This window comes from Streptomyces marokkonensis (genome assembly GCF_008312835.1).
Lineage (GTDB): Bacteria > Actinomycetota > Actinomycetes > Streptomycetales > Streptomycetaceae > Streptomyces > Streptomyces marokkonensis_A.
Genome location: NZ_VSKS01000003.1, coordinates 238,592 through 256,705, shown reverse-complemented (window position 1 = coordinate 256,705; position 18,114 = coordinate 238,592). Strand labels below are relative to the sequence as shown.

Annotated in this window: 21 protein-coding genes and 1 tRNA gene; 10 read left to right on the top strand and 12 right to left on the bottom strand. The window is 74.1% G+C overall.

All coding sequences use genetic code 11. The features are described 5' to 3' along the window. Positions 1-2: 2 nt before the first annotated feature. On the bottom strand, positions 3-1,286 hold the full coding sequence (locus F1615_RS06835; protein ID WP_149547964.1) for a sensor histidine kinase: 1,284 nt from the start codon (positions 1,284-1,286) through the stop codon (positions 3-5). A gap of 181 nt (positions 1,287-1,467) precedes the next feature. Between F1615_RS06835 and F1615_RS06830 the strand changes: the two genes are divergently transcribed. Together F1615_RS06830 and F1615_RS06825 are read left to right on the top strand one after the other, a co-directional pair. Beyond that, positions 1,468-2,214 (top strand): ABC transporter ATP-binding protein, encoded by a 747-nt coding sequence (locus tag F1615_RS06830; protein ID WP_149547963.1) that lies wholly within the window; start codon positions 1,468-1,470, stop codon positions 2,212-2,214. Then, complete coding sequence (locus F1615_RS06825) at positions 2,208-4,667, top strand: ABC transporter permease (protein WP_149547962.1); 2,460 nt, start codon at positions 2,208-2,210, stop codon at positions 4,665-4,667. Before F1615_RS06830 ends, F1615_RS06825 begins: the two co-directional genes overlap by 7 nt. Positions 4,668-4,710: 43 nt before the next feature. On the opposite strand, the gene F1615_RS06820 is transcribed toward F1615_RS06825, so the two are convergent. Then, positions 4,711-5,277, bottom strand: a complete 567-nt coding sequence (locus F1615_RS06820; protein WP_149547961.1) for a rhodanese-like domain-containing protein — start codon at positions 5,275-5,277, stop codon at positions 4,711-4,713. Between the two features lie 86 nt (positions 5,278-5,363). Between F1615_RS06820 and F1615_RS06815 the strand changes: the two genes are divergently transcribed. Next, on the top strand, positions 5,364-5,642 hold the full coding sequence (locus F1615_RS06815; protein ID WP_037938233.1) for a metal-sensitive transcriptional regulator: 279 nt from the start codon (positions 5,364-5,366) through the stop codon (positions 5,640-5,642). A 25-nt stretch (positions 5,643-5,667) separates the two neighbouring features. On the opposite strand, the gene F1615_RS06810 is transcribed toward F1615_RS06815, so the two are convergent. The 3 genes from F1615_RS06810 to F1615_RS06800 are packed head-to-tail and all read right to left on the bottom strand — an operon-like array spanning position 5,668 to position 8,174. Beyond that, a complete protein-coding gene (locus tag F1615_RS06810; protein WP_149547960.1) occupies positions 5,668-6,417 on the bottom strand; it encodes a sulfite exporter TauE/SafE family protein in 750 nt (249 codons plus the stop codon). After that, on the bottom strand, positions 6,414-6,773 hold the full coding sequence (locus F1615_RS06805; protein ID WP_149547959.1) for a rhodanese-like domain-containing protein: 360 nt from the start codon (positions 6,771-6,773) through the stop codon (positions 6,414-6,416). The genes F1615_RS06810 and F1615_RS06805 overlap by 4 nt, the downstream gene beginning before the upstream one ends. Positions 6,774-6,809: 36 nt before the next feature. Then, positions 6,810-8,174, bottom strand: coding sequence for an MBL fold metallo-hydrolase (locus tag F1615_RS06800; protein ID WP_149547958.1), 1,365 nt, complete (start codon positions 8,172-8,174; stop codon positions 6,810-6,812). Positions 8,175-8,356: 182 nt separating this feature from the next. On the opposite strand from F1615_RS06800, the gene F1615_RS06795 reads away from it, so the two are divergent. After that, entirely contained in the window at positions 8,357-8,752 is a 396-nt protein-coding gene (locus F1615_RS06795; protein ID WP_149547957.1) for a DUF302 domain-containing protein, read from the top strand. A gap of 19 nt (positions 8,753-8,771) precedes the next feature. On the opposite strand, the gene F1615_RS06790 is transcribed toward F1615_RS06795, so the two are convergent. The 6 genes from F1615_RS06790 to F1615_RS06765 form a co-directional block, all read right to left on the bottom strand. Beyond that, entirely contained in the window at positions 8,772-9,038 is a 267-nt protein-coding gene (locus F1615_RS06790) for a metal-sensitive transcriptional regulator (RefSeq protein WP_037938242.1), read from the bottom strand. Between the two features lie 41 nt (positions 9,039-9,079). Continuing rightward, positions 9,080-9,448 (bottom strand): thioredoxin, encoded by a 369-nt coding sequence (gene trxA / locus F1615_RS06785; protein WP_149547956.1) that lies wholly within the window; start codon positions 9,446-9,448, stop codon positions 9,080-9,082. 179 nt (positions 9,449-9,627) lie between these two features. Then, the gene (locus F1615_RS06780) at positions 9,628-10,488 is read right to left on the bottom strand and encodes a sulfite exporter TauE/SafE family protein (protein WP_244328653.1); all 861 of its coding nucleotides are present in this window, start codon (positions 10,486-10,488) and stop codon (positions 9,628-9,630) included. A gap of 5 nt (positions 10,489-10,493) precedes the next feature. Continuing rightward, positions 10,494-11,075 carry a rhodanese-like domain-containing protein gene (locus F1615_RS06775; protein ID WP_149547955.1) on the bottom strand — a complete coding sequence of 194 codons (582 nt, stop codon included), beginning with the start codon at positions 11,073-11,075 and terminating at the stop codon, positions 10,494-10,496. Continuing rightward, on the bottom strand, positions 11,072-12,472 hold the full coding sequence (locus F1615_RS06770) for an MBL fold metallo-hydrolase (RefSeq protein ID WP_149547954.1): 1,401 nt from the start codon (positions 12,470-12,472) through the stop codon (positions 11,072-11,074). The genes F1615_RS06775 and F1615_RS06770 overlap by 4 nt, the downstream gene beginning before the upstream one ends. After that, positions 12,469-12,825: a rhodanese-like domain-containing protein gene (locus F1615_RS06765; protein WP_149547953.1), complete on the bottom strand. Its 357-nt coding sequence runs from the start codon at positions 12,823-12,825 to the stop codon at positions 12,469-12,471. The genes F1615_RS06770 and F1615_RS06765 overlap by 4 nt, the downstream gene beginning before the upstream one ends. A gap of 288 nt (positions 12,826-13,113) precedes the next feature. On the opposite strand from F1615_RS06765, the gene F1615_RS06760 reads away from it, so the two are divergent. The 4 genes from F1615_RS06760 to F1615_RS06745 are packed head-to-tail and all read left to right on the top strand — an operon-like array spanning position 13,114 to position 15,869. Next, on the top strand, positions 13,114-13,581 hold the full coding sequence (locus tag F1615_RS06760; protein WP_149547952.1) for a hypothetical protein: 468 nt from the start codon (positions 13,114-13,116) through the stop codon (positions 13,579-13,581). 53 nt (positions 13,582-13,634) lie between these two features. Further along, on the top strand, positions 13,635-14,144 hold the full coding sequence (locus tag F1615_RS06755; RefSeq protein WP_149547951.1) for a hypothetical protein: 510 nt from the start codon (positions 13,635-13,637) through the stop codon (positions 14,142-14,144). A 59-nt stretch (positions 14,145-14,203) separates the two neighbouring features. Next, positions 14,204-14,989, top strand: a complete 786-nt coding sequence (locus F1615_RS06750) for a DsbA family protein (RefSeq protein WP_149547950.1) — start codon at positions 14,204-14,206, stop codon at positions 14,987-14,989. After that, positions 14,982-15,869, top strand: coding sequence for a cytochrome c biogenesis CcdA family protein (locus tag F1615_RS06745; protein WP_149547949.1), 888 nt, complete (start codon positions 14,982-14,984; stop codon positions 15,867-15,869). The genes F1615_RS06750 and F1615_RS06745 overlap by 8 nt, the downstream gene beginning before the upstream one ends. Before the next feature lie 150 nt (positions 15,870-16,019). Here the strand turns inward: F1615_RS06745 and F1615_RS06740 are convergent. Further along, positions 16,020-16,106 (bottom strand) — tRNA-Leu (locus F1615_RS06740). 511 nt (positions 16,107-16,617) lie between these two features. Between F1615_RS06740 and F1615_RS06735 the strand changes: the two genes are divergently transcribed. After that, positions 16,618-17,475: an FhaA domain-containing protein gene (locus F1615_RS06735; protein WP_149547948.1), complete on the top strand. Its 858-nt coding sequence runs from the start codon at positions 16,618-16,620 to the stop codon at positions 17,473-17,475. Positions 17,476-17,485: 10 nt separating this feature from the next. Beyond that, complete coding sequence (locus F1615_RS06730) at positions 17,486-17,995, top strand: FHA domain-containing protein FhaB/FipA (protein WP_037938256.1); 510 nt, start codon at positions 17,486-17,488, stop codon at positions 17,993-17,995. Positions 17,996-18,114: the final 119 nt, after the last annotated feature.

The following is an 18,114-nucleotide window of genomic DNA, read 5'->3' as shown; positions in this document are numbered from 1 at the left end:
GGTCAGGGGGAGCAGGGGGCGCAAGGGATCTCCACACGCAGCAGGGTCGGTCCGCCCACCGGGCTGGACAGAGTGAGTCTGCCATCGAGCACCGACACCCGGTCGGCCAGTCCGGTCAGTCCGCTGCCCGCCCCGGCCCGCGCGCCGCCCCACCCGTCGTCGCGTATCTCCAGCAGCAGCCGTCCGTCGCGGTGCCCGCCGTCCACCCTCGCGCGGTTCGCCCCGCTGTGCCGGGCCACATTGGCGAGCGCCTCGCACACCACGAAGTACGCGGCGGCCTCCACGGACGCAGGCAGCCGCCCGGACAGGCTCAGGTCCACGTCCACGGGTACGGCGGACCGGTCGGCCGCGTCGGCGACGGCGGCCTCGAGACCGTAGTCGGCGAGCACCTGGGGGTGGATGCCGTGGACGAGTTCCCGCAGCTCCCGCAGCGCCCGGCCCGACTCCTCGTGCGCCTTGGCGAGTTGATCGGCCAGCGGCCCGGGCGGCGCGTCGAGGCGGGCCAGGCCGAGCGTCATCGTCAGGGCGACGAGGCGCTGTTGGGCGCCGTCGTGCAGATCGCGTTCGATCCGCCGCCGCTCCGCCTCGAAGGCGTCCACCAGCCGTACCCGGGACCGCGTCAGTTCGGTGACCCGAGCGTGCAGTTCGGCCTCGCGCGGGGCGATCAGCAGCCGGGTCAGCCCCGCGCGGGCGCCCGCCGCGGCGCCCAGCACATAGCCGCCGAGGGCGAGCAGGACGACGCCGAGCAGGGCGGCACCGGCCGCCGCGGGCCAGCCGGTGACCGTCCACAGCTTGAGGACCTTCGCCTCCCGGCCGTCCCCGGCCGTCGCCATCAGCAGCGGGGTCGCGGTCACGGCCGCCGGGACGAGCAGCCCGGCCGTGAGCGCGAGGGCGTCGACCGGCCACAGCAGGCCCGCGAAGAGCAGGGCGTGACCGAGCTCCCGCCAGGTGGCCCGCTCCCGCAGCCGGGTGGTCAGCCAGGCCCGCAGCCCGGGGGCGGCGGGCGGCAGATGCGGGTCGTGCGCCGGATCGCCGTCGACCAGCCGCAGCCTCCGCCGTTCCAGCCGTGCCACCGGGATGCCCGCCAGGACGGTGCCGAGCAGCAGCGGCAGCCCCACCAGGACGAGCGCGAGCACACCACCGGCCACCACCGACACCACGGTGCCCACGAGCACGGCCGCGCCGGCCACCGCGCCGGTGAGCAGATACGCCGCGGAGCGCCACGGCCACGCCGACAGCGGATAGCGGGGGCGGCACATGGCCTGCCAGGGGTTCCGGGGCTGCATGCGGATCACCGTAGAAGCCGGCGCCGCCTGCGGCCATGGGCCCTGACGGAGGTCCCGGGGTATGCCTGGCCCCACCCCTCTTCTCACCCCTGCCGCACTGCGCCGGCCGGGCCCCGGACGGTTTCGTGTCCCCTGGCCGGCCGGCCCTGGAGCGGCCGGGACACAAGGGGAGTGGGGACACATGGGCCAGAGGAACGGCGACGCGGTCGCCCTGCGTCGCGTGAGCCGGCGGTACGGGTCGGGCGACGGCGCGGTGAGCGCGCTGGACGAGGTCTCGCTCGCCTTCCCGCGCGGGAGCTTCACCGCCGTGATGGGGCCCTCCGGCTCCGGCAAGTCCACGCTGCTGCAGTGCGCCGCGGGGCTCGACCGGCCCACCTCGGGCTCCGTCACCGTCGGCGGCACCGAGCTGGCCGGGCTCGGTGAGCGGCGGCTGACGCTGCTGCGCCGCGAGCGGATCGGCTTCGTCTTCCAGGCGTTCAACCTGCTCCCCGCGCTGACCGCCGAGCAGAACGTCGCCCTGCCGCTGCGGCTGGCCGGCCGGCGCGTGCCGCGGGCCCGGATCCGTGAGGCGCTCGACCAGGTGGGGCTCGGGGACCGTGCCCGGCACCGGCCCGCCGAGCTGTCCGGCGGCCAGCAGCAACGAGTGGCCCTGGCCCGCGCCCTGATCACCCGCCCCGAGGTGCTGTTCGCCGACGAACCGACCGGGGCCCTCGACTCCCGGACCGGGCACGAGGTGCTCGCGCTGCTGCGCGGGACGGCCGACCGCGAGGGGCAGACGATCGTCATGGTGACCCACGACCCGGTGGCCGCCGCCCGCGCGGACCGCGTCGTGTTCCTGGTCGACGGGCGCGTCCACGGCGAGCTGGCCGGGGCGGGCGCCGACGCCGTCGCCGCGCGGATGACCGGACTGGAGACCGTGCCGTGCTGAGTCTCGCCCTGCGCACCCTGCGCTTCCGCTGGACCGCCTTCGCCGGCACCTTCGCCGCCCTGTCGCTGGGCGTGGCCCTGCTGACCGTCATGGGGCTCGCCCTCGCCTCCTCCCTGGAGGCTCCCGCGCGGAGGCCGGAACGGTTCGCCGCCGCCCCGGTCGTGGTCAAGGGGGCGGACACCCTGCGCGTGCCGACGCCGAACGGCGAGCGGACCGCGAGGCTGGCGCACCCCCGCGCGGTGCCCGGCACGACCGTGGCGGCGCTGCGCCGGCTCGGCACCGTCGTCGCGGACCGCTCCTACCCCGTGCGCGCGGAGGGCGGTCCGGCCGGGCTGACCGGTCACCCCTGGTCCACCGCCGCCTTCGTCCCGTACGAGCTGGTCTCGGGACGCGCGCCCCGCGCGGACGACGAGGTCGTCGTCAGCGGCGACTGGGCGCGGCCCGGACAGCGGGTGCGCACCGACCGCGGCACGGTGCGGGTGGTGGGCACCGTGGCAGGTCAGGGCTTCGAGCACGCCGTCTTCCACACCGACGCGCGCGCCGCCGGGCTGTCCCCGCCCGTGGACCAGCTGGTGGTGGACGCCGACCCGGCGGCCGTACGGAAGGCGGTGGGCGGCGGCGGGGGCGTCCGGGTCCTCACGGGTGACGACCGTCGCTTCGCCGACGCCTCTCCCGAGCGCGACAGCGAGGCGCTGACCGCGATGAACGCGCTGTTCGGCACGGCCGGCGGCGTCTCCGCCTTCGTCTCGGTGTTCGTGGTGGCGTCCACCTTCGCCTTCGCGGTCGCCCAGCGGCGCCGGGAGTTCGGACTGCTGCGCACCGCGGGGGCCACTGCGGGACAGATCCGGCGCATGGTGCTCCTCGAGGCCCTGCTGATCGGGGTGCTCGCCTCGGCCGCCGGCTGTGTGCTCGGCGCGCACGCGGCTCCCCGGCTGGCCGCGTGGGTGGTCGACGTGGGCCTGGCGCCGGGCTGGTTCGCGATCGGCGACGCGGCCTGGCCCTTCCACGTGGCGTTCTGGACGGGGCTTCTCGTCGCCCTGTGCGGTGTCGTCGCCGCCTCCTGGCGGGCGGGGCGCACGGGTCCCGCCCAGGCGCTGCGCGAGGCGTCCGCCGACGCCGGGCCGCCCATGACCCCGGGGCGGTGGCTCGGCGGTGCGGGTCTGCTGCTGACGGCCGCGGTGACGCTCGTCGTCGCGCTGCTGAGCGATCCCGGCGACCTGCTGCACCGCAAGACCTACGTCAGCCGCCCCATGCTGCTGATCGCCGCAGCCGCACTGCTCGCGCCGCTGGTGGTGCGCCCGCTGACCCGGCTGGCGGCCTGGCTGCCGGCCCGGCTGCCCGGAGCGGTCGGCATGCTCGTGCGCGAGAACGCGGCCGCCGGGGTGCGCCGTACGGCCGCGGTCGCGGCGCCCGTCCTGGTCACGGTCGCCCTCACGGGTTCACTGCTCGGCGCCACCGCGACGCTGGACCGGGCCCGGGCCGCCGAGACGCGGGAGCGCACCACCGCGGCGTTCGTCGTCACGGCCACCGGTCACGGCTCCTTCGACGCGCGGACGCTGGACCGGCTGCGCGCGGTGCCCGGCGCGCGGGTGTCGGCGAGCGCGCCGAGCGCGGTGTACGTCCTCGAGGAGGGTGTGGCGCTGATCAGGTCGGAGGCCCGTGCCGCCGACCCCCGGGCGCTGGCGGCCACCGCGCGCCTGCCGCTGACCGCGGGGAAGGTCACCGACCTGGACGACGGCTCGGTCGTCGTCAACGAGGAGTGGGAGCGGCACACGGTCGGGCAGCGCGTACGGGTGTGGCTCGGGGACGGCACGGAGCGGACGCTGCGGATCGCCGCGGTGACGGCCACCGGCACCGGCGACAACGGCGTCCTCGTCACGCCCGCCAACGCGCCGGGCGCGCGCGTGGACCGGGTGGACGTCGCCCTCGCGGACGGTGCCGAAGCGGACGTGGTGGCCGCCGGCCTGGAGCGGGCGGTCGGGCCCGGCGGCGGCCGGGTGCTCACCGCGGAGCAGTGGCTCGCCGCCACGGCCCCCGGGACCGAACGCACCACCCGGTACGGCCTCCTGCTCGTCCTCGGCATCGCGCTGCTCTACGCCGGCATCTCCGTGGTCAACACCACGGTCATGGCGGCCTCCGACCAGGTCCGCGATCTCGCGGTGCTCCGGCTGACCGGGGCCACGCGGTGGCAGGTGCTGCGTCTGGCGGGCGCCGAATCGCTGGCGGGGGTCGCCGTCGGCGCCGTCCTCGGCGTGACCGTCGCCGTGCTCGACCTGGCCGGGATGTGGGCGGCCCTGGCGCTGCGGTCGGCCCCCGTCCCGCTCGCCCTGCCCTGGGCGGCACTCGCCGCGGTCACGGCGGCCTGCGCCGCCCTCGCCACGACCGCCGCGGTCGTCCGGGCCGCGGTCGCCCTGCGCCGCCCCGCCCTGCGACCGGCCACCCTCCGCGCGTAGGCGGCCGGGCCCACCGCCCCGGCCGCCGTGCGGAGGGCCGGGGTCACCGGACGAGGGCCTGCAGGGTGGCGTCCAGGTCGGTGGTACGGGGCTGGTTGTGCGGGAGCTTCGACAGGACGGCGGCCATGCCGCAGGTGTCGGTGACGGCGGAGAAGACCAGGCCGCTCCCGATCGCGGCGGACAGCCAGCGGGCGGGCCGGTAGCGGGTGCCGAGCGCGAGGCCGGCCACGACGAGGGAGCCGGCGGCGAGACGGACCTGGCGTTCCATGGGCCAGACGGACCTGGCGGTGTCGTCGCGGTCGACGCGGTGGCCCTGGGCGGCCCAGGCGCTGGTGCCGCCGGTGAGGGTGGTGGCGGCGATGTCGGCGGCGGCGAGCTGCGCGCAGGCGGTGGCGGAGCGGTTGCCGGAGGCGCACACCATCAGCAGGTCGCCGCGGGCGGCTACCGTCTTGAGGGCGGGCAGCGCGGTGTGCAGGTGGTCGAGGGGGATGTTGTGGGCGCCGGGCAGGTGGCCTGCGGCGTACTCACCGGGGGTGCGCACGTCGATGACCGTGTAGGTGCTCAGGCTCTCGGCGGCCTGGGCGGGGTCGATGGTGGCGGGGGTACTCATGGGGATGGAGCTGCCTTTCGTCTGTTCGTCCGGGCGGGTACCGAACGGACTAGAATACCCTATGGGGTATCAATGTAGGAGGATGCGTGGAGCTGGACATGGCGGCCGACGAGCTGAAGAGCGTGCTCAACCGGCTGCGACGGGCACAGGGGCAGATCGCGGGGATCATCAGGATGATCGAGGAGGGGCGGGACTGCGAGGACGTGATCACGCAGCTCGCGGCGGTCTCCCGGGCGCTGGACCGGGCCGGCTTCGCGATCATCGCGACGGGGCTGCAGCACTGCATGGCGGAGGGTGGACAGGTGAACGGTGACCGGGATGTGATGCGCGCCCGTCTGGAGAAGCTGTTCCTGTCGCTGGCCTGAGCACCGTCTCCTGCCGAGCACCGTCTCACGTCACCGCGTCGGCGAGCATGAGGGCGGCCACGGCCAGCAGGACCACCGCGAAGACGCGCTGCAGCCGGGGTCCGGAGACCTTCGCGGCGAGGCGTTTGCCGTCCCAGGCGCCCAGGACGGCGGCCGCGATGAAGGGGCCGATCACCGCCCAGTCGAGGGAGACCGCGGCGCCCGAGCGGGTGGCGAGCGAGGCCAGGGAGTTGGCCGTGATGACCAGCAGGCTGGTGCCGACGGCGGCCTGCATCTCGAAACCGAGGACGGTGACCAGGGCCGGGACGGCGAGGAAGCCGCCGCCCACGCCCAGCAGCCCGGTCAGTGCGCCCAGTCCCGCCCCCGCCGCGGCGGCACTGCCCGGCCGTACCGTGCCGGTCCCGCCGCCGGCCGGGTCGGCGGGCCGGAGCATCCTCAGTGCGGCGAGGGCCGCGACCACCGCGAAGGCGAAGGTGAGGAGGGCCTGCGGCAGACGGGCGGCGGCGGCTCCCGCCAGGGCGGCCGGCAGCAGGCCCGCGGCGGCGAACGCCGCGCCGGCTCTCCACCGCACGTTCCCCGCGCGGGCGTGGGCGTAGAGGGCGGTCAGGGAGGTAACTGTGACGATGACGAGGCTGCCGGTGGTGGCGGCGGCGGGGGTGAAGCCGAGCAGGTAGATCAGGGCGGGAACGGCCAGGACGCTGCCGCCGCCGCCGAGCGCGCCGAGCGCCAGGCCGACCACGGCCCCCGCGATCAGGGCCAGGACCAGGGCGCTCACGCGATCCGGCCGCCCTGCCCGCGCTCGTCGACGACCGGCAGCCCGGCCTTCGCCCAGGCGTTCATGCCGCCGGTGACGTCGACGGCGTCGACGCCGCGGGAGGCCAGGAGCTTGGCTGCCTGCCGTGAACGGTGCCCGGAGCGGCAGATCGCCACCACCGGCCGGTCCTGAGCGTCCGGCGGCAGGGCGGCTCCGGCCAGCAGCCGGGTCAGGGGCAGGTGGACGGCGCCGGGCGCGTGCCCGGCCCTCCACTCCGGCACCTCGCGAACGTCGAGCAGTACGGCGGTGCCGTCGCCGGTGCGGGAGCGGGCCTGCTCGGGGGTGAGGCGGTCCGTGCCGCGTCGGAAGAGGAACATGGTCGTGCCCTTGGGTCGGGTGAGCGGATGGGGTGATCAGTGGCGGGTCACGGTCAGGCCCGCCTCGCCGGCGGCGTCGAAGCCGTCGTCGACGGCGACCACGTCCCGTCCGGCGGCGTCCAGCAGGGAGGCCGCGATCGCCGCGCGCATGCCGCTCGCGCAGTGCACCCACACGGTCCCGGCCGGCACCTCGCCGATCCGGCCGTGCACCTCGTGGATCGGGATGTGCACCGACCCCTCGACGTGGCCCGCGGCCCGTTCGGAGTTCCGCCGCACGTCCAGCACCACGACCTTTTCGCCGCGCTCCCGCACACCGGCGAGGTCGGCGAAGCGGGCGCGCGGGAAGGAGGCGGTCCGTTCACCCTCACGGACCCAGGCGGCCGGGCCGCCGGTGGCGGCGGCGGCCGGGCGGTCGATGCCGACCCGGGCCAGCTCCCGCTGCGCGTCGGCGATCTGCCCGGGGGTGTCGGCGAGCAGGGTGACGGGCTTGCCCCACGGGATCAGCCAGGCCAGGTAGGTGGCGAGCTTGCCGTCCCCCTCGAAGTTGAACGACCCGGCCACGTGCCCCTCGGCGAAGGCCACCCGGCTGCGCAGGTCCACCACCCACTCGCCCGCCGCCAGCCGCCGCGCGATCTGCCCGGCGTCGGCCGGCTCCGGCGGGGTGAGGTCGACGGGCGCGGGACCCGCGGCGTTGGCCGGGCCCATGTGCGCGTAGTACGCGGGCACGTCGTCCAGTCCGGCCAGCACCCGCTCCACGAAGGTGTCCACGTCCAGGGTGAGCGCGTCGTTGGTGGCGCGTTCCTTGCCGATCGTGGTCGCGTCCCCCTCGGCCTGGGAGGAGGAACAGAAGCTGCCGAAGCCGTGGGTGGGCAGCACCGGCACCTCGTCGTCCAGCTCGTCGGCCAGGCGGTGCGCGGAGGCGTGCTGGGCGCGGGTGAGTTCCTCGGTCAGCCGGGGCTCCACCAGATCCGGGCGGCCCACCGCTCCGATCAGCAGCGACCCGCCGGTGAACGCAGCCACCGCACGCCCGTCCTCCTCCAGGACGTAGGAGGTGTGGTGCGGGGTGTGGCCGGGGGTCGCGACCGCGCGCAGGACCAGGCGCTCGTCCACCTCGACGGTGTCGCCGTCGGCGACCGGGGTGCGGGCGAAGGACACGTGGGCCGTGGCCGGCACCAGGTAGGAGGCGCCGGTGACACGGGCGAGCTCCAGACCGCCGGTGACGTAGTCGTTGTGCACGTGGGTCTCGGCGACGTACGCGATGCACACCCCGCGTTTCACCGCGGCGGCGATCACCTGGTCGAAGTCGCGCGGCGGGTCGACGACGACCGCACGGCGGCCGCCGCCCGCCAGATGGCTGCGGTTGCCCAGACCCTCGAATTCCAGGGTGTCGACGAAGAACACGGCTACGGCTCCTCCACAAGAGACTGTGTACCTCGGGGGGTATCCGGATCACCCACCCTAACAGGAATACCTAGGGGGGTATTTCCGGCCACCGGGAACCCTCCCGGCATCGCGTCCACTTGCTCGGGTACCCGGTGGGGTATCAAGGAATCAGGTATTCCGCACCGAAGGAGCAGCGCACCGTGTCCTACGACCGCACCGTCCGCCTGGCCACCACCGACTTCGACGCCGCCGTCACCGCCGTCCGCCAGGCCCTGGCCGACCAGGGATTCGGCGTCCTCACTGAGATCGACGTGACGGCCACTTTGAAGGCCAAGCTCGATCACGACATGGAGGACTACCTGATCCTGGGCGCCTGCAACCCGCCCCTCGCCCACCGGGCCCTGGAGGCCGACCGCTCGATCGGCCTCCTCCTGCCGTGCAACGTGGTCGTCCGCCGCGACGGCGACCACACGCTCGTCCAGGCCCTCGACCCGGGCACCATGGTCACCCTCACCGGCCTCGACGCCCTCGGGCCCGTCGCCGAGGAGGCCACCACCCGCCTGGACGCCGCCCTGAACTCCCTGTCCGCCACCTGACCCGCCCCGGGCCGGAGCGTCAGGAGAGGGAGAGGAAGAGCTTCTCCATCTTCTGCGTGTCTAGGCTGTCGGCTCCGCCCTCCTGGCTCAGGCACTCCTTGAGGCCGCTGGCGACGATGGCGAAGCCGGCCCGGTCCAGCGCGCGGTTGACCGCGGCGAGCTGGGTGACGACCTCCTCGCAGTCACGTCCTTCTTCCAGCATGCGCACGACGCCGGCGAGCTGGCCCTGTGCGCGCTTGAGCCGGTTGGCGGCCGACCGCACCTGGTCGGCGGGGAGCTGGACCATGGGTTCTTCCTTTCACAGGGCCGGTCCGGGACCGGCCGCGGTCACTGGCCGGGGCTCTGGGTGGCGAGGGAGGCGCGGACCTCGTCCATGTCGAGCCCGCGGACGGCGGTGATCAGCTGGTCCAGTGCCTGGGGCGGCAGCGCGCCGGGCTGGGAGAAGACCAGGATGCCTTCGCGGAAGGCCATCAGGGTGGGAATCGAGGTGATGTCCGCCGCGGCGGCCAGGGCCTGCTCGGCCTCGGTGTCGACCTTGCCGAAGACGATGTCGGAGTGGGCCTCGGAGGCCTTCTCGTAGACCGGGGCGAACATCCGGCACGGTCCGCACCAGGAGGCCCAGAAGTCGACGAGGACGATGTCGTTGCCGGTGACGGTGTTCTCGAAGTCCGCGGCGGTGAGTGCGACGGTGCTCATGGGACGGTTCCTTCCGTTTCACCAGAGTAGTGGTTTTTGATACCCCCTGGGGTAATGAACACCGGAACGGGGAGGGGCATTCCCCGGACGGCACGGCATGCCACTGCCCCGGCGCGCCGAAGGGCGTGCGCCGGGGCAGCAGGGGTCCGGTGACCGCTTGGGGCCTGTTGCGAGAGTCCCTAGGTCCGGTGGACGGCGCGTCGCAGCGGACAGCGGGCGACGAAGCCGTAGCAGACGCCCGCACCGGCGCCCAGCGAGGCGATGGCCGCGAGGATCGGTACCGCCACGTCGGCGGGGGCCTGCTGGACCAGGACGAAGGTGCCCATGGCCAGCACGAACCAGGCGAAGAGCCGGGAGAGGACGTGTGCGGGGACGCGCCCCGCCAGCCGGGCTCCGACCAGACTGCCGACGACCGCGAACCCGGTGACGGCCAGGGTCAGGCTCCAGTCGATCTGGACGCTCGACAGGTAGCCGGCGAAGCCCGCGGCGGACTTCATCGCGATGACCAGCAGTGAGGTGCCGATGGCCACCGGCATGGGCAGGCCGCCCAGCAGGGCCAGGGCGGGGACGACGAGGAAGCCGCCGCCCGCGCCGACCAGGCCGGTGGCCAGGCCGACGGCCGCGCCGTCGAGCAGGACCCTCCCCACCGGAAGCTGCTTGTGGGCCCGGTCGGGGTCGACGCCCCGGCGGCCCCGGAGCATGGCGGCGGCGGTGACGATCATCATGACCGCGAAGGCGATCAGCAGGACGACGTCGGGAATGTGGCCGCCGACGAGTCCGCCGGTGTAGGCGCCGGCCATGCCGGCCGCTCCGAACAGAACGCCGGTGCGCCAGCGGACCCGTCCGCCGCGGGCGTGGTTGATCACGCCCACGGCGGAGGTGACGCCGACGACGAACAGGGAGGTGGCGATGGCCTCCTTGGCGTCCATGCCCGCGACGTAGACCAGCAGCGGCACGGTCAGGATCGACCCGCCTCCCCCGAGCAGCCCGAGGGAGACGCCGACCAGCAGCGCGAGGACCAGGACCAGCGTCAGCGTCATCGTGATCACCTGCCGTCGGCGAGCTGGGCGACGGCCTTGCGCGGGTCGAAGGACGGCGTGCGGTTCCACGGCATCTTCGACAGCATCACGCCCATGGCACAGGTGTTGCTGATGGCGGCGAAGGCCAGTCCGCCGCCGACGAACGCGGACAGCGCCTGCAGACCGGGGACGACGAAGCTGCCGAGGGCGCCGGCCAGCACCAGGGAACCGGCGACCAGGCGGACCTGGCGCTCCATGTCCCAGCGCTCCTGACCGTAGTTGGTCGGCGCACCGGACTTCTCCCAGGCCGTCATGCCGCCCGACAGGACCGCCAGGCCGGGCAGCCCGGCCTCGGCGAGGGCGCGTTCGGCCTGGCCGGCGCGCTGGCCGGAGCGGCACACCAGCACCACGTCGGTGTCCAGGTGCCTCGTCAGCTCCTCGCGGTGCTCGCGCAGGGTGTCCAGCGGGACGTTGTAGGAGCCGGGGATGTGAGCGCCCTCGAACTCGACGGGGGAACGGACGTCGAGCAGGCGCGGCGGGTTGGCGGAGTCGAGCCGGGCGCGCAGTTCGTCGATGGTCAGGCTGCGGGGGGTGGTGGGGGTGGTCACGCGTTGATCTCCTGTCGGTTGTCGCGGGTTCCGGGGATGCCGGAGGTGAGGGGGCACAGCCCCAGGTCGAGGGCGTTGTCGAAGCTGTCGTCGACGGCGACGACGTCACGGCCGCGGGCGTGGAGCAGTGCGGCGACGACTCCGGCGCGGTAGCCGCCGGCGCAGTGCACCCAGACACGGCCCGCGGGGATCTCCTCGAGGCGGCCCGGCACCTCGTGGATGGGGATGTGCACCGAGCCCGGGATGTGCGCCTCGGCGCGCTCCTGGTTGCGGCGCACGTCCAGGACGACGAGGTCGTCGCCGCCGAGAGCGGCCTTCAGGTCGCCGAAGGTGGCGCGCTCGTAGGAGACCGGCGGCTCGCCTCCGGTCCAGTCCTCGGGGCCGCCGGTGGCCATGGCGGCCGGGCGGTCGATGCCGATGCGGACCAGCTCGCGCTGGGCCTCGGCCACGTCCTCGGCGGTCTCGCCGAGCAGGGTGACCGGGGTGCCCCACGGGATCAGCCAGCCCAGGTAGGTGACGAACTGGCCGTCCAGGCCGAAGTTGAGGCTGCCCGCCAGGTGCCCGGCGGCGAAGGCGGTGCGGTCGCGCAGGTCCACCACCCACTCGCCGGCCTCGATCCGGCGCCGCAGCTCGGCCGGGTCCGCCACGGACGGCGCGGACAGGTCCGGCTCGCCGGGCCCCCCGGAGTTGGCCGGGCCCATGTGGGCGTAGTAGGCCGGGAAGGCGTCGAGGCCCGCGAGGAGCTGCTCGACGTAGGCTTCCTCGCCCGCGGTGAGCGCGGTGTTGGTCCGCTTCTCCTCGCCGATGGTGCTGGACAGTCCGGCGGCCTGGGTCGCGGAGCAGAACGAACCGAACCCGTGGGTGGGGTAGACGGCGGTCTCGTCCGGCAGTTCCTCGGCCAGCCGGTGCGCCGAGCGCCACTGGGCCCGCACCAGGGTGTCGGTGTGGTCCGGGCCCAGCAGGTCCGGCCGTCCCGTGGTGCCGTACAGCAGGGAGCCGCCGGTGAACACCGCGACCTGCTCCCCGCCGGCCTCCAGCGCGTAGGACAGGTGGGTGTGGGTGTGGCCGGGGGTGTGGATCGCCCGTACCCGCATGGTGTCGCCGACCTCGATCACCTGGTCGTCGCGGACCGGGGTCCGCTCGTAGGAGACCTCGTCGTCGGCGTTCACCAGGTACTGCGCGCCCACCTCGCGGGCCAGGGCCAGGCCGCCGGTGACGTAGTCGTTGTGGATGTGCGTCTCGAACACGTGGGTGATCCGCACTCCGGCGGCGGCGGCCAGCGCGGTGACGCGGTCGTAGTCGCGCTGAGGGTCGACCACCAGGGCCACGGAACCGTCGTGGGCGAGGTAGGTGCGGTCCCCCAGGCCGGGGGTCTCGACGGGCAGAACGGTGATCATCGCGTCTCCTCGGGGGTGGCGGGGGCGGTGGGGGCGCCGGGCTCGCCGCCCGTGGCGGCGGGGCGGCCGGCGTCGATCCAGGCGGCGGTGCCGCCGCTGACGCTGAGGGCGTCGAAGCCCAGATCGCGGAGCAGGGAGGTGGCCTGCGCGCTGCGGCCACCGCTCTGGCAGATCACGTGGACCGGGCGGTCCTTGGGCAGCTCGCTGAGGATCAGGGGGAGGTTGGGAAGCGGTGCCGACCGGGCGCCGGGGACGTGACCGGCCCGGTACTCGCCACCGTTGCGGACGTCGATGACGAGGGCGCCTGCCGCCTGCGCCTCGGCGAACCGCTGCTGGTCGATCTCGGGAACCATGCGGGGAACTCCTGCTCACTTGCCTTCAGAAATACCCTGGGGGGTATGACTGAGCCCAACCGTAACAGGATCCGGTTTATGCCCCGGGGGGTATATGGAAGTGATGAGCGTCACATACACAGCTCTCGGCCGCGGCCATGGAACGCGCGGTCCGCCGGGCCGGAATCACCGCGCCCATCCGGGACCCGCACGGGGATGACGTCATGACGGCGAACGGGACGTGCATACCCCCGCCGGTATGACCTATCGTGACTCCCGCATGCGGCATCGCCCCACGGAGCCCTCACGATGACAGCGTCTTCCTCGCACGACGGAGCGGGTTCCGTGCTGCGCCGCGTTCTGCTGCTGGTCGCCGTCGTCGTCTCGTCCCTGTGCATGACCGGGCAGGCCGTGACGCAGTCCGCCCCCGCCGAGCCGGCCTCCGCCACGGTCGCCGCACGACCCGCGGTGCCCGCGGCGGGTCCCCTCGTGAGCGGGGTCGCCGCGGAACAGGACGGCACCGGTGCCCGCCGGGCCCTTCCCCGCCACGAGGCGGCGGACTCCGCACCGTCGGACACCGGGCACTGCGGCGGACAGGCCGCCCCCGACAACGCCGCCGCCCGCGACGGCTCCCGCCCGTCCGCGTCGCTGCCTACGCCGGAACGCGAGGAGCACCGGACACCGGCCGCGCCGGCCGGCCCGGACCCCGCGTGCGGGGGGCCGGAGTCCGCGCCGCCCGCCCCCGACCCGGTACGGCTCTCCGTCCTGAGGATCTAGACCGGCCCGCGCGCCGTGTCCCTTCACATCCTCAGCGAAACGGAGTCCCTCTCATGCCCTCCTCCCGGTCACCGCGCCGGGCGGGAGCGACGCTGGCCGCGTGGCAGTCCCCGCAGTGGGTCGCCGCCACGGCCGGTGCCGCACTGACCACAGTGCTGGTGGGCGTGCCCACCGCGGTGGTCCCCTCGCCCCTGTTCTCCCGTTCCGTCCCCGTCCAGTGGTGGAACTACCCCGTGCTCGCCGCCACCGCGGTGCTCGCCGGCCTCGTGCTCGCCACCTTCGTCGAACCGCGGCGCGGCTCCGTTGCCCCGGAGGACCGCGGCGATCCGTCCACCAGGACCGCCGGACGGCTCGGGTCGGCCGGCGGACTGCTGTCGCTGCTGGCGGTGGGCTGCCCCGTCTGCAACAAGCTCGTCCTGGTCCTGCTGGGCACCTCCGGGGCGCTCACCTACTGGGCCCCGCTGCAACCGCTGGTGGCCGTCGTCTCCCTCGTCCTGCTGGCCGAGGCGGCCCTGCGCAGGCTCTCCACAGCCGACGCGTGCCCCGTACCGGCCCGCCGCTGAGCCTCCCACCGCTCCGCGCACACGTCCCTTCGCCCTTTCTCACCTCTCGGAGCACCACCATGCCCGGAACATCCGCACACTCCGCGTCCTCGGGAGCCGGGCGGTCACGCCCCGGCCGCACCCGGCGCGTCGTCGCCGTGATCGTGCTGGCCGCCGCCGTCGTGACCGCCGTCCTCGCCCTCACCCTCCGCCACGACACCACCGGAGGCGGCACGGCGGCCCCCGCCACCGTGTCGACCCCCGGGCAACAGGAGCCGGCCAACCCCGAACTGCTCGCCCTGGCCCGCCGGGACGCCGCCGACCCGCTCGCCCTCGGCAGTCCGGACGCCCCCGTCGTGCTGATCGAGTACTCCGACTTCCAGTGCCCCTTCTGCGGCCGGTTCGCCCGCGAGACCAAGCCGGACCTGGTCCGCGATTACGTCGACAAGGGCATCCTGCGCATCGAGTGGCGCAACTTCCCCGTCTTCGGTGCCGAGTCGGACCGTGCCGCACGAGCCGGCTGGGCGGCCGGACAGCAGAGCCGCTTCTGGCAGTTCCACGACGAGGCCTACGCCGAACCGCGCCGCCGCAACGCGGGCGACTTCAGCGAGGACAACCTGATCGCCATGGCCCGGAAGGCCGGCGTCGGGGACCTCGCGCGGTTCGAGAAGGACATGGCCTCCGACGCCGCCCACCAGGCGGTCACCCGGGACAGCGAGGAGGGCTACGCCATCGGGGTCACCAGCACCCCCGCGTTCCTGGTCAACGGCCGGCCGGTGCTCGGCGCCCAGCCCACGGACGTCTTCACCGACATCGTCGACGAGGCCGCCGAGCAGGCACGGCAGCGGGAAGACGGCGATGAGTGACCCCGGTGTGCTGGTCGCCTTCCTCGGCGGCCTGCTGGCCCTCCTCAGCCCCTGCTCGGCCCTGCTGCTGCCGGCCTTCTTCGCGTACTCCTTCACCGGCCGCACCCGGCTCCTGGGCCGCACGGCACTCTTCTACGCCGGGCTCTGCCTCACCCTGGTACCGCTGGGAGTGGCCGGCTCCTTCGCCGGGCGGCTCTTCCACGGACACCGGGACACCCTGGTCACAGCCGGCGGCTGGCTGGTCATCGCGCTGGGCGTGGCCCAGGTGCTCAGCCGGGGATTCGGCTCGCGCCGCCTGCAGCGGGCGGCCGGCAGGCGCCGCTCGGGATCCGCGGTCTCCGTGCTGGCGCTGGGCTCGGTCTACGGCCTGGCGGGCTTCTGCGCGGGGCCGATCCTCGGCGCCGTCCTGACCGTCGCCGCCATGGGCGGCGACCCCTGGCGGGGCGGTGTGCTGCTGGCCGTCTACGCCCTGGGCATGGCGGTGCCGATGTTCGTCCTGGCCGCTCTGTGGGACCGGTACGACCTCGGGCGGCGGCAGTGGCTGCGCGGCCGGGTGATCCACGTCGGGACCGTGCCGCTGCACACCACCTCCCTGGCCGGCGGCATGATGTTCGTCCTGCTCGGCGTCCTGTTCCTGGCCTTCGACGGCACCTCCGCACTGCCGTCCCTGATGGGGGTGGACGCCGAATTCGCCTGGGAGGAGCGGCTTTCCCGGTGGGCGGGCGCGATCCCCGACCGCTTCCTGCTGCTCGGCCTGGCGGTGGCCGCGGCCGCCGCCGCCCTCGCCGTCCTGCTGCGGACCGGGCCCGTGAGGAAGGAGGAACAGCACCCGCCGCCACCACACGCACGCACGGACGACGCCGCGGAGAAGCACCGCTGACCCCAGAAGCCCCGCCGTGAAAAAGATCACGGCGGGGCTTCCGGCGGTGTGCGTCCGGGAGCTGTCCGATACGTCACAACGTCCGACAACCAGAAACGGGCCCCGGCCGGTACTTTCGTCTCCGGCCGAGACCCGTTTCATCGGTTCTCGTGGTGCGCGAGGGGGGAGTTGAACCCCCACGCCCTTGCGGGCACTGGAACCTGAATCCAGCGCGTCTGCCTATTCCGCCACCCGCGCATTGGGTGTGTCTTCGAGCCCTTGCCCCGTGGGGCCTTGCGCCTTCCGACACCCAGAACATTAGCACGCTGGTCGGGGTGGATTCACATCCCTTTCCTCCACCACCGGCCGGCCTCCCGCGACCTCCCGCGACCGGCCGGAGGCCGCCGCCCGCCGGCCCCGTCCGGGGCGCGCCGTGCAACGACGGCGCCCGCTTCACGTATCAACCTCGTACCGGTAGCCCCCGTCTCCCCAGGAGCCGGACGGCGTCCACAGCCGGGTGCGGGACACTGGTCTTCGGCCCCCTCTACGATCCATGGCAGCACGACGCGCACGAGCACGGCCCAAGGAGTTCGAAGGGGAGTCCCGGAGGGAACTTCGTCAGGGCGTCGACACCCGTCGACCGGGCGGACAGGGGGAACCAGCCGATCGAGCGGCGCGTGGATACGATCAGTAAGCAGTACCAGGTAAGCGGTGCACAAAACGGTGCACGGGGCAGTACACAGGACAGCGGCGACGGAGGAGGTGCCCCATGGGAGTCCTGAAGAAGTTCGAGCAGCGTCTCGAAGGTCTGGTCAACGGCACCTTCGCCAAGGTGTTCAAGTCCGAGGTGCAGCCCGTGGAGATCGCGGGAGCGCTCCAGCGGGAGTGCGACAACAACGCCACCATCTGGAACCGCGACCGCACCGTCGTACCCAACGACTTCATCGTCGAACTGAGCACCCCGGACTTCGAGCGGCTCAGCCCGTACTCCGGACAGCTCGGCGACGAGCTCGCCGGCATGGTGCGCGACTACGCCAAGCAGCAGCGCTACACCTTCATGGGCCCCATCAAGGTGCACCTGGAGAAGGCCGAGGACCTCGACACCGGCCTGTACCGGGTGCGCAGCCGTACGCTCGCCTCCTCCGCCAGCCAGGCGCCCGGAGCCGCGGGTCCCGCCGGCGCCCCGCCGGCCGGCCGTCCCGGTGGCTACGGCTACCCGCCCGCCGGCCCCGCGGGCGCCCCGCCGATGCCCGCGGCGCCGCCCCCCGGCGGCAGGCCCGGTGGTTACGGCTACCCGCAGCCCGCGGGCGGTCAGCGGCCCCCCGCCGCACCCGCGCCCGGCGGACGCACCCGCTACTGGATCGAGATCAACGGCACCCGCCACCAGATCTCCCGGGCCACCCTGGTGATGGGCCGCAGCACCGACGCCGACGTGCGGATCGACGACCCCGGCGTCTCCCGCCGGCACTGCGAGATCCGGACCGGAACGCCCTCGACGATCCAGGATCTCGGATCCACCAACGGCATCGTGGTGGACGGACAGCACACCACCCGCGCTACGCTCCGCGACGGCTCGCGGATCGTCGTGGGCAGCACCACCGTTATCTATAGGCAAGCCGAAGGGTGAAGCGGGGGCAATGTCAGAGCTGACCCTCACGGTCATGCGGCTGGGGTTCCTGGCCGTACTGTGGCTGTTCGTGATCGTGGCCGTGCAGGTCATCCGTAGTGACCTGTTCGGCACCCGCGTCACCCAGCGCGGATCCCGGCGGGACTCCGGCCGGGCGCAGCAGGCCGCGCGCCAGGCACCGCCGCAGCAGCGCCAGCAGTCCGGCGGCGGGCGCCGCGGCCGCAACACCCCCACCAAGCTGGTCGTGACCGAGGGCACCCTCACCGGCACCACCGTCGCCCTCCAGGGCCAGACCATCACCCTGGGCCGGGCGCACGACAGCACGATCGTGCTGGACGACGACTACGCCTCCAGCCGCCATGCCAGGATCTACCCGGACCGCGACGGCCAGTGGATCGTCGAGGACCTGGGCTCCACCAACGGCACCTACCTGGACCGGACCCGGCTGACGACCCCCACACCGATCTCGCTGGGCGCACCGATCCGCATCGGCAAGACCGTCATCGAGCTGCGGAAGTAGTGCTACACCAATGAATGAGCGCGAGCGGAGCGAGCACGCGGTAGGGGCCCCCATCCAGGGCCCCGGCGCGCTCCCGACCGGAGGGTGGGCAGTGTGGCTCGACACGACCGGCTGTACCC